The sequence below is a fragment of the Leptospira andrefontaineae genome (genome assembly GCF_004770105.1).
Classification (GTDB): domain Bacteria; phylum Spirochaetota; class Leptospiria; order Leptospirales; family Leptospiraceae; genus Leptospira_B; species Leptospira_B andrefontaineae.
In genome coordinates, this window is record NZ_RQEY01000024.1 from 36,197 (window position 1) to 55,717 (window position 19,521).

Sequence of the window (19,521 nt, forward strand, 5' to 3'; positions counted from 1 at the left end):
TTACTTAAAGAACCCTTGCGCCTTAAGATTCTTGTCCCATTGGATAGAAAAGGATTTTACTGACCTGATCAGCTTAGGTCGATGAAGAAGGCCCACATCAGAATTCCATACGAGAATCTGCTTTATACTCAAAGCACCATCTTGCCGAAATTCGATTGGGTTCAATTCAAGGTATTTTTTCCCTTTTTCCTCTTCAAAAGAGACTTCGAAAACGATTTCAGGATCCCTCATCATATCCCCATTTTGTAAGTAATAATGTGCAACAGAGATCGTATGCAGCCCACGAGGCCCCTTCCCGACATGTTCGATAACGAGGTCCATGAAGCCATTTGCGCGAAGCTTGATGATTCCATTTCTTTTTAGGGCATCTATTCCCCCCGATTTTTCAATGCTTTGAAGTAAGTTTCTCATTTTATTTTCCTCGCGGTTTCGGTCGCGACCCGTAGCATAATGTAATTATGAAAAGTGTTGTATAAATTACAACACTTTTTTACTAAAACCAGAGGAAATATTTGCAATTAAACTACGGTGATGTTTAAGTTTATTTAAAAGTTTCCCAAATTTTCTCGCTCAAGCGCACTTGAGACATGTAATAGTCTGGATTATCGCGATCTCGGCCTAATGCTTTAATGATCCAGCTATAGCTGATGGGGTCTTCTGGAAATTTGTCGTTTATTATGCGGGCAAGGCCTCGAAATCCATGCACATCGACATGGTACTGAATATATGCAAGGTGATATGCCTTATCTAATTCTCGAAATTTTCTAGATTCCTCATGTGAGTTGATCTTCATTTCGTAGGCGTATGCTCCGTACTAACGCTTACAAACTGTGCACAAAATGTCACCACTATTTATCTTAGAAAAGCTGTCTTTTTGCGCGAACGTCCCGGTGAGCACTACGGGGAAAAATGGAATACTATACGGAAAAGTAGCATTAGTTAAGACTTAACTTTTCTTCCACTCCTCTGATTTCCAGAAAGAAATTGGCGCAACCTTCTCTAGTTCATACTGTAGTTTTTGCCTTTCGTTTTTGATATTGTTTTCCTTTTCTAAGAGAATCTTCCATCGGTTATACTTTTCTATTTTCTCTTGGAACCTTTTCTTTGGGACCTCTTCCGCCTTGAATCGTCTTTTATTTTGGAAATCAACCGAGTATTGCTTTAAAGTCGACATGTGGATCCCGGTTATTTTATGGATGGAAGATAGTGCGCCATGTTTTCCAATGGAGTCTTTGAATCTTTTGTAAACCATTGCACGCCGTTCGGAAGGCGAGACCTGTCTCCCTACTAGATTCAAGTGATAGATAAGACGCTGCTCGACTTCTTGTGGGAGTTCTTTTTGAAATCTAATGGTCGGGACCAATATGCCCTTTTCCGACGCGATAGTTCCCCGGTTTCTTCCCGAGATAATGGTATAATCCATCCGGAGATACACTGCATGGAGGATTCCGTTTAGTTCGATTGATTGCCTAAGTTCTTCCAATCCCTCTTTATCAAGATAGTCGAACGGGTGAGAATCGTCCTTCGGAAATACAAATTTATTCGGGTCCTCGTAGTAAAGTTTTGTTGGTGCATATTTTTTGAGTTCGCTATTTTCCATCTAGCAAGGCTTTCGTTTTGTAGGAGAAGATCAAGAATAAACATTGGTGGCAGTGCCGCCAAAATGAGGAAAAGAGAAACGCCCATTTCTGGAGCGCTCTCGTTGAAGCGATTTAAGAGGTAGGTGGAGTATCTTTGGAGAATAGAGATCCGGCGACACTTATCGCCTTTGCCGAAATGGATCCGAGATTTCCAAATTTTGCCCAGAGCAGTAGAGCAGTCGTTACTACAGAAACGGTTATGAACCAGATCTTTTCCATGAACACTTTCTTGCCGTATTCGTAAAATCCAACCATGGAGGCTTTGTCGCTCTCGCATTTGTTATAGGCCGCTTCGCCTTGCTTGAACTTTTCGGCTTGATCTCGGAATTTCTTTTCATACGAATAAAGAAGCTTTGCTTTCTCCAGATCACCTGCTTTTTCTGCTGCCTTTCCTTCTTTCTTTGCATCCTCCGCATACTGTTCGGATGTAGCCGCCTCCTTTTTAAAATCAGGAGGTTGAACCGAAGTGCAAAGAGCAAGTAGAAAGAGAAGGCTCAGTGTGGAAATTAGATACGCGTATGGTTTCTTCATGGATAGTTCCTTTAAGATTTTTTTGCTATTAACTTGGTTCGGAGTCCTGTGACGGAGGAGGGGGGATATTCTGTCCGACTTTGAATGGGAGATACCGGAACGCCCAACCTAATCGTCGGGCAATAAAAGGACCGATGGCTGCAGCAATCAGAACTATTCCAAACGAGAAATAGGCAGGCCCACCGACCCACGGAATCTGACTTGGAGTATTCCTCAAATATAGAAGCCCTTCAAACCCGCAGGATAGGAGACCGAGAATTAGGCAGAACCATACGAGCCTCCTTTCCCTACTCTTCGCCTCCTTCTCTTCTTTTGTTTCTCTCTGAGCTTTCTTTACCATTATGCGGCACTCCTGTTTAGTTTTTTGTAAATGCGATCGAATACCTCTTCCTGATCGTAGACGATATAGGGAAACCCTTCCCATGCTTTAGGCTTCTTCTCCCCTTCGGCATAAATCGGAACTATGTAAGAATTCCATTCGGAGTCTGCCCAACCGGAATAGAATACCGTACAACCCACCGAAGAGAGATCGACCGTTCCTTTTTTGGATCCGGAGGAATGTATGTTGATGCCATGTGCTTCGGATTGCTTATCAAGTTTATTCCACTTGAAATCCTTGTTCTTATCACGAAGCGCAAGGAATGTACCGCTTTGGATCAGGGCTTGATGTCCGTTATGATACCCAGGTTTGTGACGATATATTTTCTTGCTCTTGAGCGAAGAGATTACCCTCGCCTCGCCTTCGGGATTCAAATACTTAAGCTCCTGACTTTTCAGGATCCTTCCGGGATCGCAAGTGACTCGCCAAGAGTTCCAGGACTTTCCGCCGACTTCAATTTTCCAGAGCCGGTCGTTGTATTCGTTGAACGCGTCATTGTTTAGTCGGACGAATCCATCATCGTGGCAAGTAACTCCCCTAACCCCAATATTCACCGATTCGAAATTCCATTGGACTCCGAAATCTTCCTGAACGAGTCTTACTAGCTCACGAGAGAATATGGAGTAATCTATTTTCAGTTGGTTCATGTTGGGTGCCCTGTTCCTCCGTTTATAGCGCCGGGAATTTTATCAGCTAGCCGTTTAACGGATGTATCCAACTCATGAATCGAATCTTTGAGGTCGTCTTTAAGAGCTGTAATCGCCTCCTGGATCTCTTTCAATGCTTTTGATAGCTCATCTTGCCTTTGCTTTTGAGTTTCAATCCTCTCTTCAAGTAGACCTGCCTTTTCCTTGGCTGCGTATGCAATCGCGGAAATTCGATTTAGCTTGTTGAAAAGATGGATAAGAAAGAAGGCAACAGTCGCACCGAGCATACCGGCGACAGAAGTGAGAACCCAGATGATTATTTCGTCTCTAGCTGCTTGAGCCTCGGGGGTCATTGTAGAGCTCGCCTTCCCCTTGGGATGAGGATAGAAGTTACATATCCGCCGACGTTGAAAGATGCGCTTCCGGATGCCTTTAACTCTCTCCGATAATTTGATCTAAAGGAAAAATTGCCGGAATCTTTTTCATTTGCAATACCGTAAAGGGTTCCCCCGCCAGCAGTCGCTATTGCACTCGCATCATCGTAGGATCCGATATTCGCTCCCCAGGCAGCAGTATGTTTGCCGGTCAGTTTACAATTTATTATGCATTCTTTTACTCCAGATGGCGTCACGGATTTGTGGAAAAATTGGGACGCAATGGCGTTTGTCAGAGAAAAAGAGAAAGAGCTATAGTTGTTTGCAATATATTCAACTCTTAGAAACTGCCCGTATTCGCTGCATTTTACTATTGGAGAAAGTCCGTAGGATGTCTGTTGAATATAAAGTGCGCTAAGATATGTCGTTGGCGTCCAGCCTAGATATACACGCCAAGAGTATCCGGAAGGATAATCAAATTTTGTACCGGATACCGAACTGCAGATGTCATCGTTCTTTCCTGTGCCACCAATTCCCCACCAATGACGACCATTCATTCTCTTAGTGCTATCTACTGGTAAAATGAACAGTGTAGTTACTAATCCAGCCGTATAAGCATTTTCCGATTCTGAAACCGATGTTCCCATCGTATAAGAGAATGCATATTCATCAACGATTGTAATTTCTACCTCGGATGTATTATAATCAGTTGAGATCCCGGTTATCGCAAGGCGTGCCTCAGGAGCGAGACCATGCTTCTCCTGCAGTTTTAATGTCCTTGTAGTTCCCGTTGAGGCTTTAGTTGCGGTGGCGAATGTTGAGTTAACGTGGCATCCTTGATTATTCCCTTCCGCGAACAGTGCATCGGTTTGCTTTGTTAATACAGTCGAGGTCTTTATTAGTTTCGTTCCATCCTCGGATTTTGCATTCCCAGGAGACCAGTCGACATCATTCGTTGAATCCGTTGCATTTCTAGATGGTACGAAGCCATGCACATCTATGTCATCTGTTGCCTTGCTAACTGCACTTGAGATATTTGCAAGATTTTCTGAAAGAGTAGGAATTCGGTAAATAGTCACTCCCGCATTGTTTGACCGAGATGGAACGGTAATGCTAAATTGATTATCAGATGCGATAGTCTTAACCTTTCGGACCGCACCTCCTGGGAGGTAGATTAACTCATTATTATTTAATTGAGTCAACGCGTGCCCTCCAGATCCAGTTACAACGGATGCCCCATTTGTTAGCGACCAAGATCCATCAAGAGCAACAAATGCTCCGAAGAACTTTTCGTATCCTCTCCTGGTGGAAGGAGATCCCAAAAGATCGTAAAGTCCAAAAGCCATTCCGGCGAGTTTTGCAATTGTTGCAATTCCGGTTTTTCCGTTTAGAAAGTTTCCGTTGTCCTCAAACTCGACTGACTCAGTGGCAAGGTCTGCAGCTGCCATATTGAAAAGTTCATCAGATGTAACCTCCTCGCCTAAGAATTTTGCCAATAAATTTGCCATTTAAAGACTCCTTAATGATATAAAATATTCACCCGACTGATCTACCCCATCCCCAAGGACGAAGTTATTATCACCTATTTCAGTATCTCCGATAGTGAAAGCGCCATAATTGAAGGTGCCGATAATTCCAAATTCGATCGGGAAATAGATGTTCTTTAGTGCCGCACACTTTTTTACGAGAGCATCCAGCTGCTCTTCTGTTGGTGTGATTTTTAGATTAACTCTAATGGTTCCCAGTGGAGGTTTGGTAAGCCTAGTTGTATAAGGCTGGGTATCCAAATCTGAACCAAGCTCGTCGACTCCTCCAAGAATTGACTCTCCTAACGTGAACGACTTGGCAAGATTGAATCCATGATAAATGACACTATCTCCACCGGTGATAGCATCGATCTTGTCTTTCCAAGTTAATCTAAAGGAAAGCGGCCTTCTTTGAATTGCTGGCGTCTCGTGTGCAGCTTGCCTAATTGAGCGAATCGAATCCCCATCTGAGAAGTACGTACCTAGGCTTATTGCTCTTTGAATCGGAAAAGGAGTAAAATCCGATCGCCTGAAATACCGGATAAGAGAAAGCTTTCGGGAATGCTGGTCCCAGTATTCTTTCATCTTTTCGAACAGACCGTCCCATCGTTCGGATCCTTTTAAAGGCTTCGGTTGGAATGAATAGAAGTCTCTAATCATCGCTGGAAAATCCTATGCTTGATGGGTTGATGATTTCTCCGGTGGAAACGTTAATGCGGCTAAAAGGATTCTGCATCTCGATGTAATCTACTCCCTCCACGTTCGCAATGACGAAGGTTTGAATATCATCTGGACCGAACGAATCCCCGAAGTATTGATATTCCAAATTATCCAGCATCCGACGAATCGGAACAAGATCGTTGTTATAATCAAAAGAAAATCCAATCAAAGATAGAAAAGTGCCGTTGATTAGATCGATCGTTGCTTGTAATCCGTTTTCGATGTAGTATTGGTGAATGTAAAAAGAAGTGGGATGAGAACGAAGACCTGCTGCGAGGTAGATGTATTTCTCCTTAGAGGAATATGTGTATCCGGTCTTCATGTGGACCTTGCCCTGGATCCCTGTATAAAGATACTGAACTCCGAAAACGGAAAGTCCTTCTGCAATCTGTTCAAAGACACTATGTGCGATTAGTTTGTCCTTCACTTCATCAAGTAAGGTTTGAGAAGGGGTCCCTCCTCCGAAAGGCATGACATATACATCCGCCGCCAAAATTCCGGTAATGATGCATCGGGCTTCCAAAACTCCGGAGACTGTTTTTGCTATAACTCTTCCAGAGTTCTCATCCCAAAACATGTCATGAGTATTTGAACGAAGCGGTGCGATACGTTTCGCATTCTCGAGTGTTTCTGGTTCTGCTCCGCCCTCGCCTTTCTGTGGATTATTTATGGAAAGGACTTTCGGATCCTCACCGATATAATTTGTGATTGTATTCGCAGGTTGGTTCCCTATCGCTCCTCCGCCTACGGCATAGTGAGCGATTACATCAAGACCTACTGCAGGTAATTTTCCGTATTGCGTTCCGTCGATCTCATCAATGAAACCAAGAATACAAACAGCTTCACCAGTCGAGAGACGTTTGCAAATAAAGTGTCGGTCCGTCGATGAAGAGTATGCCATCGTGTCCACAACATCGTATCGTTCGGCTCCTATCTCTAACCAAAGAGTTTCCGGGAGGACATCGATGTCTCGAATATAAAAAGTTTGCATATTGAGGTTTTGAGTTTTCCCGATGGAGAGCTCTTCCTTGCTTGTTTGATGGAAGAACTCCAGAACAGTCGTTGTCTGTCCTTGTGGAATAACTAAAGGTTCCCTCGCCTCATATCGAATTGGAGTGGCGTTTAATATTGGCTTCGTAGTTCCACGAAGTTTCTCAACCGGAATTGTGTAAGGACCGGAAGCAGTCGCAGTCGAATCTACAACGATGTCTATAAGAACCCGCGCTGCAAGTTTTCCCCGCAGCCTGTAATCCTGTTCTGCGAAAAGGTCCTCCGCAATCGTTCGATCCTCGACAGTCGGCCCAAACATCTGATTGATACCAACATTCGCACGAATTGAAAGAAGGGCAAATATACCGGCAAAAATAACCTTCCACCAATAAGGAGCATCGGAAGTCTTAGGATCCGAATTCAAATCCTGAATGATGTCATTAAATGTTATGGAGATATACTTGATCGGATTTACGAAGTTCATATTGCGAGCTCCGCAAACTTCTCGTCGCCGATCCGGTAATATCTCACGCTAATGTCCACATCACCCGTCCTTCTATTTTCGCTGATGTTGACAAGATTAAAATCGGTTAATGCCTGCCTTTCTCGTCTCGCAGTAGAGGAATAATCCGCTAAGGTCTGCGCCGCCGAGATGGAGGCTGGGATATCAAGATCCACATTCGAAGGGGTGTTTTCGATCTGAGGGAAGTAAGTCCCCATTTCTCGATAAAATGGAATACTCCCTACCGGTGTGAGAAGCTGGAGAAACACCTCGGCATCGGTCTCCTTCACAAAGTCGGATCCCCAGTTGATAAACACATCAATAGGATATTCGTATTTGTTTTCCATTATGCCCAAGGCTCCGGTGCAGAAGGTGGAACAGCTGCAAGTCCGGTACTGAACCAATCGCCTAGTTGTTGAGAGATTTGCGTCAAGAAAGAATCATAATTTTGTGATGAAGAACTTGGTAAAAATGGAGTAGGGGGAGGAGTGGCAACATGGCCTGTCATCCCATTGCCTAGGGTTGTCGCGAAAGCATTGCAAGCAGCTTGAAAAATGGGGATACTCATCGCATTGTTCCCGACAGCTGCAAGAAAAGCTGCCTTGGCTGCTAAAGCACTTTGACTAGGCGGTTCAATACTCTTTGTACATTCGTACAATGCGTTTGCCCACCCGTTCTTAGCCGCGTCCTTTGCCTCTTGCTCATTCTGCACATCCCCCTGATAGTGGACGGATTTCGGGTTCGCAAACTTCTCGAGTTCCGACTTTGCACCTGACGCGGAAATCATGGGTGTAGACCTGGAATCCTTGAAACAGTTGGTCCCATGACAGTCATATACCCATCTGTTTTGGCGGACCTTCCAGACGGTTGAAACTTTACATCCATCGCATCTTTTACGATAATACCTTCGTCCGTGATCTCTATCGAGTTTGGGGCGGAACCAATATTGAGAATAAACTTGTCCAATTTTTGGCGGAACTTTGTATCTCCGAACTCAAGGACAATTTCCTTTTCGCTCTTATCAAAGTAAATAGCAGTAAGGTCGTCTCCGTCCTTATACTCGAAGAGTACCTTTAGATCCTCGCCGCTCTTTTTGAAGACGTACTCCATCGGATCAAAACCTTTGTAGAATACTCTGTCTGGAGTTTTGTCCGGAAAATAGATAGTGACCACGTCTCCGACGTCAGGTGGGGAATTGGAATACTGCAGACAACCAGGGAATGCAGGAAGCCAGAACTGGGAATCGGATTCACTTTTGCCTGGATTTCGGACCTCACAGAAGACGCGAATCATTGAGCGATTCGTTCCGGACTCAGTGACTTCCTTCACCTTCGCGGGATGTTCTTGGAAAAAGAAGATCTGTTCGTTAAGAATTTGTCTTACCATTCCCCGTAAGTCTCCAAAGATTTCTTCAGTTCTACTCATCTTTTCATCACCAAGTCTTGAGAGACACCGCCACCATCATGTTTCCACTTACTTTTCGCGAGTCTCCAGAGCGCATTCTTCCCAGATTTTCGATATGATTTAATCTCTGGCGGGATCACACTCTCCCCGGTGTCATTTTTCGGACCGATCCAACATCTATCTCCAATTTGGAACACTGGATCCGGTACTACCGGAGCTTCAAAGGACCAGCCCATTTGTTCCGGCGCAGTCGTAAATGTCTTCACATCGAAATACTTATCGAAAGGAGGTTTGATTTTATCATCGTCCATGAAGTCTTCAAAGGATGCGCTCTGAACCATAACGTTCAATCGAAGTGCCTCTGCTGGCGAAACGGACCGGAGTGCCTTCCGAACTTTATCCGTATTTAGGACATATTGAGTCGTCTTTTCAGTCTCGGACGAAGTAAAGGTGGCCACAAGTTTCCCGTCTGCATCCTTAGAAATGGACGCAGATGATCCCATGGAGCTCCCAGTTCCTAGATCATACTTTGGAGATTCTAAAAGGTTACTCTGATTGTTTCCATAATCAAAATAATGGTAGTTTCCGGTTTGCCCCTTAATCTTTGTGAACCCTTTGTCGAGTAAGTCCAGAGTTTGGGAAAAAATTAGGATAAGGCTTCCTTTGTCGTTTAGGCATTGGATTAGAATACATCCGAACTTTAGAGCCAGTCTTAAAAGGAATTCGTGATTTGTTTCGTTGCTTTGGATAAGGCATCGCTTAGGATTAATCTCCGTCGATTTTTCAGGAAAGGAAACAATGGAATCCGAATATCCCATCTCTTCCGCTCGGGCTCTAATGATGCTTTCATAAGTACCGGATTCGAATGTCTTAGTGAGTTTGGCTCGAGTCTCCAATTTTGTTGCTCTAAGGACAACTGTCCTGAAATGCTTTCCACCAGAGAAAAACCCGTTCGAAGTGATAACGGTTGCCGTGACTGGACCTCTGATTGTGGAGGACGTGATTTCATCACTTCCTAAACTAAATATCCCTAATAGACTCCCCTCGTTTTTTATTCCCCACTTTATCTTTAGTTTTTGTCCGCGTCTGCAGGCTTTCGAGGTGATCCCTATATCATCCCTTACCGTAAAAGTGATAATTGTATTTGAGTATTCTTCCTCCTCAACTTCAAAGGAAAGAGTCGCCCTAGTAAGATCGTTTTGAGTGGAGCTCAAGTCCTCATCCGAAAACTGAAATAACAGATCAGTATGCTGAATGTGGAAAAAATATTTTCTATCGTAACCGATGAGTCTCATGCCGGTATAACCAACTTTCTCAGCTTGTTTATATCGAAATCGTACTCGGATAGAATTCCCGAATTCGCCTCACAGAGTTTTTGGAACTCCTCGTAAGTTTCCATTTCTTCGCGAGCGATCAGATCCAAGTCCCTGCCGTCTACGTCGACGTCTTTCCTCTTGAGGACTGGATCCGGAACGTGGCGAATCCGCATGGTAACTCCCTCCCCCGTTAGAGGATCGACATATTTCTTTGGTTCAACTTTACTCCATTCGAGCATTAAAAAGAACTCCCGATCTTTTGAGCGGTATTGACGAGTCCACCTATCGACTTCATAACATTGTAGGCTTTGTACAATGAGGAATCTTCGAGGTATCGCATCACGAACGTGACCTCTGTGAACTGGGATATACCATTCCTGTTCGTAAAATCTCGCCGATGGTTGAACTTGCAATCCTCAACGACTACTGGAAGCGGTGGCCTATGGGTTCCCCATCCTGAATAGATGCAAGTCGGGTTTGTCTTCCATTGTGCTTCGGATGAAAATGATAAATCGAATGGTTGCGATCGAACTCGTTCAACGTCGTAAAGATCAAACATGTTCCCGGTCTCGTTGTCGATGTTCATAATCGGAACAGTCAGGGTAATTTTTGTATTATCGTTGCGAACATGGCTGAATGGAGAATAGTTCAATCCGGGAATGTTGTAGTCATTGTAGACGGATTTCTTTTCATCCGATATGTCCCCGGGCAAGAGTCTATTCGTGATCAACGCTCCGGAGATAAGATCTAACCCAAGCCCCTTTGGAAGAACCAATATCCACCAGTTGTTTGTCTTTTTCCTAGGCATGATTCTTACGCTGTCTTTAGATTAGAGTTCTTGTATGCTTGTTTAAGATTGAACTCTGGTTTTTGCGCCTTGATGATCGCCATGATCTCGTTTGCAGCTGCTAAGGGATCAGTTGCCTTTATCTCAAAATGCATCTGCCTTTCATCTTTATAGATGATCTCCTGCGCCTGCCCGCCTCCCCCGCTTGCTTGCAATGCCGGTCTCAGTTTTTCATTAGAAATAATTCTTCCAGAAGTTCCAGGAATCATCAATTCCGGACCCTTCTCTCCGACGATAATCGGATTATTTGCGGGAAAGGTTCCGCCGGAAGCAAAGCCCGGAATCTTCCTTGCACCTTCTCCAGAAAAGGATGAATCACCGGAGATTCGGTCTAAGAGTCCTTTCAAAGGTTCGAAGAATTCCTTAATTTTGGAAACAAAAGACTCGAACTTTGATGAGATCGCATCCCAGGCACCTGAAAAAATATTCGAGAACCATGTTCCGATTCCTTTAAGCCATTCCTTGAAAGAGTTAAATTTTCCAATCACCCAATTTACCGCATTCTCCCATCCTCTCTTAAAGAGATCGGCAACGGCATTGTTACTAAAGACATCCCATAGCGTTTTTCCTAAGTCGATGATTGCCTTCTTAGGATTGATGAACACCGTTGCGAGGAAACGTACGAGTGCAATTAGAATGCGTAGCGGAGCAATAACAGCGAAGCCCAAAGTCTTACCAAGGAATCGGAATGTATCTCCAATCCAAGAGAAGTCTCCGTCTGCCTTGAAATCCTTAAAGAGTAATGCGAGCTCCTCAATCATCATGTTGAACTCTTCCGCCATCGGAAGAACCTGAGATTTAAAACCTTCCCAGAAGCCCATAATAAAAGGTTCCACGACATTTTTCCAAAGCCATCCGATTGTTGCACCGATGCCTTTTAAAATCGGTGTCAGAAGAATCTCTAAGAATGCGAATAGGAAAGCAATTTTAAGCATAAGGAAATTCATATAGTCAATGAATCCTTTAAGCGTAGCCTTTCCTCCCCCTGCAATTGATTTCCAAAGACTATTCCAACCGGTTTCGAGGAGATTCAGGACGCTCCGAGCAACAGAGAAAACTATTCGAAAAAGAGATACAAGGATCGTTCCGAGTTGAACGAAGACGATCCGATTGTTACGGACCCAAGAGAACATTTGCTGGAACAAAGGCATTAACTCTTTTGCAAGTGGGTAAATGAGGTTCGCAGAGATCACCTTCCCTGCCATGTCTAAACCTTGGAATATGAAAGGCATCTGCTCACGAAGCGCCCCGAGACCAGAGGTTAATAGTCCTACGCCGGCGTTGTAAATTGCCATTCCCTTAGCAACGGCAAAAGCACCAACGCCACCGCCTTCCTTTTTCTTATCTTTTTTTTCGTCTGTGTCCTTTTTTGCGTCAGTTCCGATGGATTTAAAAGCTGCTCGCAACTTCTTGAATTTATCCATTGTATAGTTGAAAAAGTCGGTGATCCCTTCTTTGGGAAACTTGGAGTAATACTTTACGTAAGTTTTATAATCTTCGAATGAGGTACGAAGTTTCGCACGCACTGACTCCATTTTCTTTCCCATGTAATCGAATCCTTGGGAAAAAAGTTTCTGCGATTTTATAGCAGAGGCAAGATCGTAGATGTATCGTATTCCGATTGTATCCATTTACTTTTTATTCTCCGCTCTCGCTGCCTCCGCTCGTGCCTGCCTATCTAAAAGGATCTGAATTAGTAACGAATATTCATCCCACCGCATTCCGAAGATTTCTTCTTTCCGAAGTGTTCCGGATACTGCCTCAGATATTGCGACGAATTCCTCCCATAGGATCTCTTCTGAAAAATCTAGATTCTGTAGTCCAAGGACATACCAATCCCATACTAACCACGCCCTTTCCCCGATATGCTCCCCGACGTTTTTGGTCGGAGAGCGGAGGCGAAAAAATTTGGGAACGGCACATCGAACTCGTAGTCAGTTCTACATCCTTGACAAATCAATCTGGTCGCTTGTAACCCAACTGCAGTAAGTTCCGCATAGATGGAATCATAGTAGTAGATGGAATTTAAAGCAAAGAGGTCTTGCTCGGTATTTCTGAACTTGTTTTTGATATCTTGGACGGTTTCGAACTCTCTCTCATCCTTCCCATCCCAAGCGAAATCTGCATCAATGAGGATCTCAAAATATAACTTGTTGTTGAACTCGAAATTATCTTTTGCCTTCTTGGAAATCATGATCATGTCCTCTAGGGTGTGATCCCTAAACGTCATGGTTAAGATCTTGAGCTTCCCATCTGGGCGCGAGATAACCTTCAAGGTTTCGAGTCGAAGCTTATAGTCTTCGTCGGACTCATTTGCGTATTTCTCACCTACGAGTTTCCTGCGAAGTTCCGGATCTTTTGGAACCTCGATTTTGATGGTCCGATCAAGATCATCTGAATATTTTGTGACGATCGTGGTAAGATCGATTCGATCATCCTCGGCATCCTTCTTCTTATGGATGTTTTGGGTTTCACAAAATCTGCAGACAGAAGTTCCTTCAAAATATCGTGCAAGATTTGAAGCACTGGTGAAGATTTCTTTCATCAACGCCTCGGCAGATCTCCAAGGAATTTTCTTAATATCCTCGATTGGTTTACCATCAACTGTAACACAATCGCTGAGAATAATTAGCACTGCGGAAAAGATCTTTCCCGCCTGTGCCTCAGATCGTGCCTTTGCGATCGATCCTGGTGAAGGATTCGAAAGGTCTACTTCGGTGTGTCCGTTGAATGGTATTGCTAATCGAGTCATTATCTTAACTTATATGCGATTCTTCTTGGGAGAATGGTAGCTACGTACTTTCCTGCAGTAGGAGAAGCTTTCTCACCGCCTGGATAGTTGTTTGGTCCGATACCGCACTTGCCAAGGTCGAAGACAGCAACAAAGCAACTCGGATCGAATGGATCCGCGGTTGCATCTGTTTCGATAACGGTTACTTGGCGTTCGTCCCCCGCTGCTATCCACTCTTCACCTTTCCAATGTGCGGAGTTAGGGCTCTTGGTTCTGTTGAACTCAAACTCTAACGGCTCAAGCTTGTTCATACCTGTGGCGACGGGAAAGATGTACTTCTCGTCGTTCGCCACTTCAACAGTCTGCATGTCCTTTTTGAAATCAGGCCATTTAACGCAGTCCTCCCAAAGAACTCCGTTCACGAATACGAACCTATGCGATCCAAAATACTTTTCTTGGCTCATTATTGTCCTCGGTTAGTAAAGATTTGAACTGCGGTGGAAACTTTGATTCGAAGTGATTTCCGTAAACTATACGGAATCCATTCAGGCCAGAGATCCGCATCCCCTTGCGCGAATTGAGCAGGCGGGTTGTTGAATCGGTCTGCACGTGTTCCCGCTACATCGTACCAATTCAATTTTTTTCCGTCGTCGTCCTCGCTGCGGAAAGCACCGGTTTCCTGGTCAATGCAGAAAGGTGCGAAAGATCCTTCAAACATTGGTTTGAGGACTTCCTCATCTATTCGCCTTGCGTCTCTTTGAAGAAGTGCAAATTTGTTTGGAGTGTTCTCGGTTCTCCGCAGGTTTAACTCTGAGGTAAACTTGATCAACTGGTTGATAGCATGAATGTGTAGATCTCGAACTAGATAGTCCTCCGAAGGAGAACGGAAGTTTCTTAGGAGAACTCCTCTAACACCTTCCTTCTTGTTCACGATGTTCACTCCGGCGTTATAAAGATCAGTTCTGATCTGATCAGTCCAAGAATCCTCTGGGCGAGCAGCAGGACCGTCTAAATAACCACTCATGAAGAATCTTTCTTCCGCAGGTGCTCTATGAACGAAACCGGAATAGATTACTTTGATCCAGTTGCCTAAGACTCCTCCGCAAACAGGAATGAGTTTTACCGGATCGGAACCATCACCAACCGGATCAGATACGTATCTCCATCCGTAGAATTCGCCAAACTGAACCCATCCGTCCCTCTGGACAAAATCCAACGCCCAGTCTCTTAGCGAAACGAAGTCAGTTCCGAAATCTTGGATCGGTGCAACATAGACAGGATGATCCTTTCTTCCTGCAGCGAAATCGATGTAACTCTGGTGAACAGCTTTACTTGAGCTCTCTGCGTTCAAGATTGCAAAAGTATTTTTGGAAGGGAAAGATGCTTGGAGGTTAGTCCAGTCCGAGGTGGATGCTGGCGCAGTACCATCGGAACCAGAATCCAGAAAAAGGTAAGTTCCGGCTGCAGTTGGCGCAGGGAATTTTTTCCAGAATAGAGCAGTAGAGCTCTCATCGACTGCTTTGAAAAGAGGATGGTTCTTGAATACAGTAACGATGTAATCCTCGGACTCGCTTTCCATAGACAACCAAGAATCATTTAATCCGATCGGTTGCTTAGAAATCTTTCCACGGTAGTCTCTTCTTACTGCAGTGATTTTGAAGCCGACAATCTTAACAACGTCATTCGCTGCCAAGGCAGGAAGAGCAGCATCTGCAATTCCAGAAACCGTCTTATCGTTCTCGTTGATTGAAAGGACTTTAAATCCGAAATCGGAGGCAGCATGCGTGATACGAAGAATGGATCCCTTTTTTACTCCTACAACCGAGGTCAATGGCAGAGTGGTCGCATTCGCAAGGGTGGTTCCGGAAATTGTAGTTTGGGAAATAGTTCCGTGATCTACTCTAAATCCTGAATCGTTTCCCCAAACACCGGATGATACTTTGTCACGATACGCATCTTTTAGAGACAAGGTATTCGCTGGAGAAGTGCCGGTGTCTAAAATCGATTTCGATGCTTGAACAGCACCAGTTCCTTTGAAAGATAAAAATTTGAGATTGATCGGATAAGGACGAGCTTTTTCGATCATATCGTTAATGACATACCAGGTAAGCTTTCCTGCTTGTGGAGAACCGAGAACGTATTCTCTTTCGGTTTCTCCCTGTAGTGTCATCACCTCATCGAAGATACGAGGAAATCTTCCGACTGCCTCGATAACGTTCATTGGGGATGGTTGCATCGCGGATCCCGGAATTGGATCGCCTGTCTCCCCGTATACACCTAAGAGTCTTGAATTCATTTCTTAGGGTCCTCCTTCTTCGCGGCTTCTGTTCGCCTATGAAGATAGTCGCCGTTGTTCAACCTTTTTTTCACATCCGGATGATTTAAAAGGACCTCTGGAACTTCTACATTAAGGCCAGGCTCGAAGTAGAAGATGAACCCTTCCTTTTCAATTAGATATTCAACCTCCTGAACAGTTCCGGTTGTGTTGTCTATTTGGACGTACTTGATCTCCTTTTTAGGAACGTTATTCTTTTCCTTTGCCGGATCTAATTTGGTTGCGTCGGCTTTGGTGTCACTTCCGGAGGATTCACTACCTTCGGCGTTATTGTTGTTACCCATTCGTATTCTCCTATATCAATTTCGCAGGGGATTTGGAGCTCGCCGGTATCATCATCAAATGACACCTCTTGAGATCGTGATAATTTTAGAATGACTCTCCTTCCATTGATCCAGATTGGTCGGTTCAATCCCTGGACTTGTTGAAAGATGGAATTGATCATCTTCTTCGTGCCGAGGCTCCGGAACAGTCCGTGAATGACGGGCAAGTGTTTGTACATTCCAGCTTTTCTCCGAATGTACAGATTCCCCTCTGTGTCCTCGCAGACAATGTCGTCTCCCGGAAAGGATTGTTCAGGTATTGGTGAAGGATCGTAACCACCTTCGATCGAAATTGCCGGAGTTGATGCTTCGACATGTCTTGGGTTCACCTTTACAGGTATTGCAAGTTTCAAAACCGGATTGTCTATGGTGTTTAGAATCTTTGTCCCGTCGAACATCTGTGCGAACGTAAGTATCGAATCTGAATTTTTTGGATCTGCACTAACAGCATCCACCTGGTGAATCTCACCGTTAAACTCTATGACAGTAAATTTTTCAACGAACGCAAGATTGCTCACTCGAAGATTCGGTGAGTTCGCCGAGGCTTTAAGACATGTCCCTACGATCGGGAGATTGTATCCCGAGACTGCTCGCTGAAAAAGTATTGCGATTGCATTGTTCAAATCGTCTGACATCTCGTCTTTGTATGCGACAAGGTCCGTGATTACAAGATCCAGATCCGTATCCGTGGAGAATTCCACTCTCGTTACCTTTGGGAAAGGAAGGTGAACGAAATAATCAGAATACTTTGGTTGGAGTGTTAGAATAAATTCCTTAGAGGATACACCATTGAATACTTTGATTTTCAGACACCTAGGATTCGTAAAGAGTGATGTTCCTACGGTGAAGCCAAGAGTATCGGCTCCTTTCGTATCTATCTCTGGAGAGAAATCCTTATAAAATTTCTGGTTTGCAGGAAGGTGAACTTGGAGTTGGCCATCTATCCAAGAGGATGCACACTCCGAATAGTCCACTGCTTGTATAATTACAGTGGGATCAGATCCGGTCCAACCCGAGACTGCAGACATCTTGTCCACTTGCACTTTCATGAGGTTGGCCTGATCAATGCCTTGAGACGTTTCTTCATCGCCTCGTTGTTTTCCTTTCGAATCTCAGATCGTAGGTATCGGTTATACGCCCTCTGGAACGGACGACGTGCTGCAATAACCATCTGGGTCGTGCTTTGCTTAAGAGGAATTTTTAGAACAAGAAGGAAATAGTAACGAAGCTTCTGGGTGACCGTAATGATCATCCCCCACTCTTGGATCATCCAGAGTTTCTTCCACGAGATACGGGTTGTCTTTCCATCCGGATTTTTTGTTACGGAGAACTTATTGTTTGGTTGGAGATTGTATCCATTTCCAACTTTCACGATTTCCAGATTTCGGATGAGTCCACCATCTCCGACAAGTGGAGACGTAGGCTTCGAGCTCTGCCCCTTTGCCTCACGGATTCGCATCGTCATTGGAGAAAGCTTACTCATCCCAAGATTGTTCTTTCTCATCCCGGTTTCTAGTACGTCACGAATCGATTCTAGGTGATTCTGTGTTCCCTCTTCGAAAACAACACCGGTTAGGTATGGTAGTTCGTGGAACTTCTTCTTATACTTTTTGTATTGTGCTTCCGATTTAAAGCCTAAGTCAAATGCGAGGGTCATGTTTGATTTATTCCCCCGATTACAACATAGCGAAATCCGTTCTTTGTCGTTCCGTAGTACTTTGCATTTTCGATGCTGTAGTTTAGGTTCTTTCCTTGGAATATTAGATTGATGCGATGGCGAACGATGTCTACGGGATCCTTAGAAATTTTTGCATGGTATTCTTGTATTGAAATATAGAAAATTGCGTTGATCCCTTCTTTCATCCCAGCACGGTCTAGTTGCCGTTGGCCTGGATTGAGTTGGATAGGGTGTGCATGAAGAGGAATAGGTTTTACCTTCCTCCCTACGATATCTCCCGACTCATCCCGAATAACTTCGTCCTCTTTAGGCGGGAAATAGTAGATTTCCTGTCCAACACTCGCACTTTGTAGTGTCTTATGCGTTCTTCTCTCAGCGATCTTGGAAAAGTTCATGATCCCACCTCGCCAGATCTCCACGGAGTAAGCAGGGAAGTTGCGAGATTTACGTATGATCGAATATCTTTTCCGACATCCATGGATTGAGTAAATCCATCTATCGCAAACGAATTTGCGTTCCCGAGTCGGGAAACTTCCTCGGTGAGGACAATGGAACATGCCATGTATTCGATCGCTTGCTTGATCTGAGAAGGAAGTTCTTCCGGTGCGTATCCATAAGTTCCCTTTATAGAGATTTTTCCTTTTGGAAACCGATTGAGGTTCTGCATGAGTCCAGAAAGGTTCGTAACCTTAATCTGCAAAATCCCGGACTCGCAGGCGAGATCCATGTCGATATCCGACACGGCAACCTGTGGCGTAAGACCAGGGGAAGGGGTTGGCGTGATTGCCCGAATCTCAGTGATAGACCTCCAACGTTTCCTTTGGAGTATTAGTTTACTGTTTCCCACTCCATCCCTATACTCTGTGGTTTCCTTTAATCCGGAAAAGCTGCACTGAGTGAGTTGCTCGCATTGATCGATCGCGAGCGTAATGTATGATTCTAGTAAATTTAGATCACCCTCGAAAAAGATAATATTTCCACCTGGGTTATCTTGGACTTTCAAACCCTCGGCTGTAAATGAGTTCGTGCTGGAATCAAATATATCAATGACACCGAAGCCGGCATTCTTGCCGCCAGTTATACAGAAGATCATTCCATCGTATAATATGTCGGCAAGCTCGACGTCGGGAGGAAGATCCTCATCCGGAGGAAGAGATACTTTAAATAGTTCCCCTTCTACTTCAACCTTCTGTACGCGCAAAAGCCCTGCCCCAAACTGGACCTGTTCTATGAAAGAGAGATCGTGTTGTTTGAGGCGGGCTAATATCTTAAGGGATATTTCTCTGGTAGGAGTCATTCCCCTTCGTATACGTTGCGGGATACTTTGAAACCAGACTCCATTAAGGATTTCGCGATTTCGAAGTCGTCAACACGAACGACGTTATTCACGATTTCGAGTGGTTTAGTTTTGCCATCCTTGAAAACCGAAGTTGACCCAGTGATAGGAATATTCTCGTTTGCATTTGGAATCTTAAGATCCCAAGCAATAATCTCCCGTTGCTTCTTCGGTATATCATCCTGCAGGCCATGAGCAGCCTTATAGACGGTGATATCGTTCCAACCCTCACGGATAAGAAA

The 19,521-nt window shown here is 44.4% G+C and carries 26 protein-coding genes; all 26 read right to left on the reverse strand.

Annotated features, from left to right (window positions below):
• Window positions 1-411 (reverse strand): DUF6908 domain-containing protein, encoded by a 411-nt coding sequence (locus EHO65_RS18370; RefSeq protein WP_135776001.1) that lies wholly within the window; start codon window positions 409-411, stop codon window positions 1-3.
• A 130-nt stretch (window positions 412-541) separates the two neighbouring features.
• Window positions 542-793, reverse strand: a complete 252-nt coding sequence (locus EHO65_RS18375) for a hypothetical protein (protein ID WP_135776002.1) — start codon at window positions 791-793, stop codon at window positions 542-544.
• Window positions 794-946: 153 nt separating this feature from the next.
• Window positions 947-1,483: a ParB N-terminal domain-containing protein gene (locus EHO65_RS18380; protein WP_244243584.1), complete on the reverse strand. Its 537-nt coding sequence runs from the start codon at window positions 1,481-1,483 to the stop codon at window positions 947-949.
• 229 nt (window positions 1,484-1,712) lie between these two features.
• Complete coding sequence (locus tag EHO65_RS18385) at window positions 1,713-2,171, reverse strand: hypothetical protein (protein ID WP_135776004.1); 459 nt, start codon at window positions 2,169-2,171, stop codon at window positions 1,713-1,715.
• Window positions 2,172-2,199: 28 nt separating this feature from the next.
• Window positions 2,200-2,511 (reverse strand): hypothetical protein, encoded by a 312-nt coding sequence (locus tag EHO65_RS18390; RefSeq protein ID WP_135776005.1) that lies wholly within the window; start codon window positions 2,509-2,511, stop codon window positions 2,200-2,202.
• Entirely contained in the window at window positions 2,511-3,197 is a 687-nt protein-coding gene (locus EHO65_RS18395) for a hypothetical protein (RefSeq protein ID WP_135776006.1), read from the reverse strand. Before EHO65_RS18395 ends, EHO65_RS18390 begins: the two co-directional genes overlap by 1 nt.
• Window positions 3,194-3,550, reverse strand: a complete 357-nt coding sequence (locus EHO65_RS18400) for a hypothetical protein (protein WP_135776007.1) — start codon at window positions 3,548-3,550, stop codon at window positions 3,194-3,196. Before EHO65_RS18400 ends, EHO65_RS18395 begins: the two co-directional genes overlap by 4 nt.
• On the reverse strand, window positions 3,547-5,079 hold the full coding sequence (locus tag EHO65_RS18405; RefSeq protein WP_135776008.1) for a hypothetical protein: 1,533 nt from the start codon (window positions 5,077-5,079) through the stop codon (window positions 3,547-3,549). The genes EHO65_RS18400 and EHO65_RS18405 overlap by 4 nt, the downstream gene beginning before the upstream one ends.
• A complete protein-coding gene (locus tag EHO65_RS18410; protein WP_244243585.1) occupies window positions 5,080-5,682 on the reverse strand; it encodes a hypothetical protein in 603 nt (200 codons plus the stop codon).
• Window positions 5,683-5,749: 67 nt separating this feature from the next.
• Window positions 5,750-7,291 (reverse strand): baseplate J/gp47 family protein, encoded by a 1,542-nt coding sequence (locus EHO65_RS18415; RefSeq protein ID WP_135776010.1) that lies wholly within the window; start codon window positions 7,289-7,291, stop codon window positions 5,750-5,752.
• Complete coding sequence (locus tag EHO65_RS18420; RefSeq protein WP_135776011.1) at window positions 7,288-7,656, reverse strand: hypothetical protein; 369 nt, start codon at window positions 7,654-7,656, stop codon at window positions 7,288-7,290. Before EHO65_RS18420 ends, EHO65_RS18415 begins: the two co-directional genes overlap by 4 nt.
• Complete coding sequence (locus tag EHO65_RS18425) at window positions 7,656-8,096, reverse strand: hypothetical protein (protein WP_135776012.1); 441 nt, start codon at window positions 8,094-8,096, stop codon at window positions 7,656-7,658. The genes EHO65_RS18420 and EHO65_RS18425 overlap by 1 nt, the downstream gene beginning before the upstream one ends.
• On the reverse strand, window positions 8,093-8,734 hold the full coding sequence (locus EHO65_RS18430) for a hypothetical protein (RefSeq protein WP_135776013.1): 642 nt from the start codon (window positions 8,732-8,734) through the stop codon (window positions 8,093-8,095). Before EHO65_RS18430 ends, EHO65_RS18425 begins: the two co-directional genes overlap by 4 nt.
• On the reverse strand, window positions 8,731-10,008 hold the full coding sequence (locus EHO65_RS18435) for a late control protein (RefSeq protein WP_135776014.1): 1,278 nt from the start codon (window positions 10,006-10,008) through the stop codon (window positions 8,731-8,733). The genes EHO65_RS18430 and EHO65_RS18435 overlap by 4 nt, the downstream gene beginning before the upstream one ends.
• Window positions 10,005-10,268, reverse strand: coding sequence for a hypothetical protein (locus tag EHO65_RS18440; RefSeq protein ID WP_135776015.1), 264 nt, complete (start codon window positions 10,266-10,268; stop codon window positions 10,005-10,007). Before EHO65_RS18440 ends, EHO65_RS18435 begins: the two co-directional genes overlap by 4 nt.
• Window positions 10,268-10,837, reverse strand: coding sequence for a hypothetical protein (locus EHO65_RS18445; protein ID WP_135776016.1), 570 nt, complete (start codon window positions 10,835-10,837; stop codon window positions 10,268-10,270). Before EHO65_RS18445 ends, EHO65_RS18440 begins: the two co-directional genes overlap by 1 nt.
• 5 nt (window positions 10,838-10,842) lie before the next feature.
• Window positions 10,843-12,423 (reverse strand): phage tail family protein, encoded by a 1,581-nt coding sequence (locus EHO65_RS18450; protein WP_244243586.1) that lies wholly within the window; start codon window positions 12,421-12,423, stop codon window positions 10,843-10,845.
• A 296-nt stretch (window positions 12,424-12,719) separates the two neighbouring features.
• On the reverse strand, window positions 12,720-13,628 hold the full coding sequence (locus tag EHO65_RS18455; protein ID WP_135776018.1) for a hypothetical protein: 909 nt from the start codon (window positions 13,626-13,628) through the stop codon (window positions 12,720-12,722).
• A complete protein-coding gene (locus tag EHO65_RS18460) occupies window positions 13,628-14,071 on the reverse strand; it encodes a hypothetical protein (RefSeq protein ID WP_135776019.1) in 444 nt (147 codons plus the stop codon). The genes EHO65_RS18455 and EHO65_RS18460 overlap by 1 nt, the downstream gene beginning before the upstream one ends.
• Window positions 14,071-15,903: a hypothetical protein gene (locus EHO65_RS18465; RefSeq protein ID WP_135776020.1), complete on the reverse strand. Its 1,833-nt coding sequence runs from the start codon at window positions 15,901-15,903 to the stop codon at window positions 14,071-14,073. Before EHO65_RS18465 ends, EHO65_RS18460 begins: the two co-directional genes overlap by 1 nt.
• Window positions 15,900-16,226, reverse strand: a complete 327-nt coding sequence (locus EHO65_RS18470; RefSeq protein WP_135776021.1) for a hypothetical protein — start codon at window positions 16,224-16,226, stop codon at window positions 15,900-15,902. The genes EHO65_RS18465 and EHO65_RS18470 overlap by 4 nt, the downstream gene beginning before the upstream one ends.
• On the reverse strand, window positions 16,154-17,314 hold the full coding sequence (locus EHO65_RS18475) for a hypothetical protein (protein ID WP_135776022.1): 1,161 nt from the start codon (window positions 17,312-17,314) through the stop codon (window positions 16,154-16,156). Before EHO65_RS18475 ends, EHO65_RS18470 begins: the two co-directional genes overlap by 73 nt.
• The gene (locus tag EHO65_RS18480) at window positions 17,311-17,922 is read right to left on the reverse strand and encodes a hypothetical protein (RefSeq protein ID WP_135776023.1); all 612 of its coding nucleotides are present in this window, start codon (window positions 17,920-17,922) and stop codon (window positions 17,311-17,313) included. Before EHO65_RS18480 ends, EHO65_RS18475 begins: the two co-directional genes overlap by 4 nt.
• Window positions 17,919-18,338 (reverse strand): hypothetical protein, encoded by a 420-nt coding sequence (locus EHO65_RS18485; protein ID WP_135776024.1) that lies wholly within the window; start codon window positions 18,336-18,338, stop codon window positions 17,919-17,921. Before EHO65_RS18485 ends, EHO65_RS18480 begins: the two co-directional genes overlap by 4 nt.
• Complete coding sequence (locus tag EHO65_RS18490; protein WP_135776025.1) at window positions 18,335-19,240, reverse strand: hypothetical protein; 906 nt, start codon at window positions 19,238-19,240, stop codon at window positions 18,335-18,337. The genes EHO65_RS18485 and EHO65_RS18490 overlap by 4 nt, the downstream gene beginning before the upstream one ends.
• The coding region (locus tag EHO65_RS19970) for a hypothetical protein (RefSeq protein ID WP_167482063.1) at window positions 19,237-19,521 on the reverse strand (285 nt) is incomplete at its 5' end. The genes EHO65_RS19970 and EHO65_RS18490, both read right to left, overlap by 4 nt.

What these genes read in the sequence shown, in the direction of transcription:
- EHO65_RS18390 (WP_135776005.1), bottom strand. Translation starts at nt 2,511, where the DNA reads ATGGTAAAGAAAGCTCAGAGAGAAACAAAAGAAGAGAAGGAGGCGAAG.
- EHO65_RS18480 (WP_135776023.1), bottom strand. Translation starts at nt 17,922, where the DNA reads ATGACCCTCGCATTTGACTTAGGCTTTAAATCGGAAGCACAATACAAA.
- EHO65_RS18410 (WP_244243585.1), bottom strand. Translation starts at nt 5,682, where the DNA reads ATGAAAGAATACTGGGACCAGCATTCCCGAAAGCTTTCTCTTATCCGG.
- EHO65_RS18490 (WP_135776025.1), bottom strand. Translation starts at nt 19,240, where the DNA reads ATGACTCCTACCAGAGAAATATCCCTTAAGATATTAGCCCGCCTCAAA.
- EHO65_RS18450 (WP_244243586.1), bottom strand. Translation starts at nt 12,423, where the DNA reads ATGGGAAAGAAAATGGAGTCAGTGCGTGCGAAACTTCGTACCTCATTC.
- EHO65_RS18400 (WP_135776007.1), bottom strand. Translation starts at nt 3,550, where the DNA reads ATGACCCCCGAGGCTCAAGCAGCTAGAGACGAAATAATCATCTGGGTT.
- EHO65_RS18375 (WP_135776002.1), bottom strand. Translation starts at nt 793, where the DNA reads ATGAAGATCAACTCACATGAGGAATCTAGAAAATTTCGAGAATTAGAT.
- EHO65_RS18405 (WP_135776008.1), bottom strand. Translation starts at nt 5,079, where the DNA reads ATGGCAAATTTATTGGCAAAATTCTTAGGCGAGGAGGTTACATCTGAT.
- EHO65_RS18465 (WP_135776020.1), bottom strand. Translation starts at nt 15,903, where the DNA reads ATGAATTCAAGACTCTTAGGTGTATACGGGGAGACAGGCGATCCAATT.
- EHO65_RS18455 (WP_135776018.1), bottom strand. Translation starts at nt 13,628, where the DNA reads ATGACTCGATTAGCAATACCATTCAACGGACACACCGAAGTAGACCTT.
- EHO65_RS18445 (WP_135776016.1), bottom strand. Translation starts at nt 10,837, where the DNA reads ATGCCTAGGAAAAAGACAAACAACTGGTGGATATTGGTTCTTCCAAAG.
- EHO65_RS18430 (WP_135776013.1), bottom strand. Translation starts at nt 8,734, where the DNA reads ATGAGTAGAACTGAAGAAATCTTTGGAGACTTACGGGGAATGGTAAGA.
- EHO65_RS18385 (WP_135776004.1), bottom strand. Translation starts at nt 2,171, where the DNA reads ATGAAGAAACCATACGCGTATCTAATTTCCACACTGAGCCTTCTCTTT.
- EHO65_RS18395 (WP_135776006.1), bottom strand. Translation starts at nt 3,197, where the DNA reads ATGAACCAACTGAAAATAGATTACTCCATATTCTCTCGTGAGCTAGTA.
- EHO65_RS18485 (WP_135776024.1), bottom strand. Translation starts at nt 18,338, where the DNA reads ATGAACTTTTCCAAGATCGCTGAGAGAAGAACGCATAAGACACTACAA.
- EHO65_RS18425 (WP_135776012.1), bottom strand. Translation starts at nt 8,096, where the DNA reads ATGATTTCCGCGTCAGGTGCAAAGTCGGAACTCGAGAAGTTTGCGAAC.
- EHO65_RS18435 (WP_135776014.1), bottom strand. Translation starts at nt 10,008, where the DNA reads ATGAGACTCATCGGTTACGATAGAAAATATTTTTTCCACATTCAGCAT.
- EHO65_RS18440 (WP_135776015.1), bottom strand. Translation starts at nt 10,268, where the DNA reads ATGCTCGAATGGAGTAAAGTTGAACCAAAGAAATATGTCGATCCTCTA.
- EHO65_RS18415 (WP_135776010.1), bottom strand. Translation starts at nt 7,291, where the DNA reads ATGAACTTCGTAAATCCGATCAAGTATATCTCCATAACATTTAATGAC.
- EHO65_RS18370 (WP_135776001.1), bottom strand. Translation starts at nt 411, where the DNA reads ATGAGAAACTTACTTCAAAGCATTGAAAAATCGGGGGGAATAGATGCC.
- EHO65_RS18475 (WP_135776022.1), bottom strand. Translation starts at nt 17,314, where the DNA reads ATGAAAGTGCAAGTGGACAAGATGTCTGCAGTCTCGGGTTGGACCGGA.
- EHO65_RS18460 (WP_135776019.1), bottom strand. Translation starts at nt 14,071, where the DNA reads ATGAGCCAAGAAAAGTATTTTGGATCGCATAGGTTCGTATTCGTGAAC.
- EHO65_RS18420 (WP_135776011.1), bottom strand. Translation starts at nt 7,656, where the DNA reads ATGGAAAACAAATACGAATATCCTATTGATGTGTTTATCAACTGGGGA.
- EHO65_RS18470 (WP_135776021.1), bottom strand. Translation starts at nt 16,226, where the DNA reads ATGGGTAACAACAATAACGCCGAAGGTAGTGAATCCTCCGGAAGTGAC.